At 74.1% G+C, this 923-nt stretch carries 1 pseudogene; it reads right to left on the bottom strand.

Annotation, left to right across the window (positions count from 1 at the left end):
* A pseudogene (locus tag ACY45C_RS07160) lies at window positions 1-914 on the bottom strand (hypothetical protein); the annotation flags it as partial.
* Between the last annotated feature and the right edge of the window lie 9 nt (window positions 915-923).

Raw genomic sequence — 923 nt, forward strand, 5'->3', positions numbered from 1 at the left:
CGCAGCCGGGCGCCCAGGACCCGAACCCCCGCCGCCACCAGGCCCGCGCCGGTCACGACCGCGACCCCGACGGCGATCGTCCGGGCGTGACCGGTCAGCAGGACGGGACGTCCGAAGAACCCGCGGTAGGCGTGCCACCAGAAGTCGCTGTCACGTAATACCTGCCAGGCCGACGTCCGCCCATCGCGGATCGGGAACATCTCGGCGACCCGGCCCGAGGCGGTGGGATCGCCGTACCGGCGCACGTTACGCAGGTAGAACCAGCCGGTCGCGGCGAAAGTCAGCGCGACGAGCGTGACCGCGGCCGTTAGGCCACGCCCGGCTCGCCGCAGCCGGCCACCGGACGTCCGCATCGAGACGGCGGCACCGAAAGCCGGGACGACCACCGCGACGGCCAACGCGCCACTGGCCCGACTCGCCGCCGCGGCCGGGCCGAGCACCGCCAGCGCCGCCAGGGTCCGCGGCCCCGGTCCCCGGCGGATGATCGCGACGGCCACCGCGAGCAGGCCGGTAATGGTCGCCACCGCCAGGGTGTCGTTGTAGACCTGGCCGGAGATGAGGACGAACATGCCGACCACGCCGACGATCGCCGCCGCGCCGACGGCGACACCGGGCCGCCCCGGCAGCACACCGCGGACCAGCGCCGCGGTCGCGATCACCGCGATGATCCCGAACGCCACGTTGAGAAGGCGGGCGGCCCGGAAACCGGCCAGCGGATGATCCAGCGCGACGCCCGTCCGGAGCGGGACGGCCTCGACCGCGTAGAACAGCGGTGGATGGTTCGCGGTGTAGGTGAGGTCGACATTCGTCAGTGGTCGGCCGAGGCGCGCCCCGCAGAGCCGATCGACGTGGGAGGCCACCGCGGCCCGCGCCTGCTGCGGCGACACCACGCAGTCGGCGGGCAGTCCCGGCATGCTCGGGAT

This window comes from Frankia sp. CcWB2, from assembly GCF_977927585.1.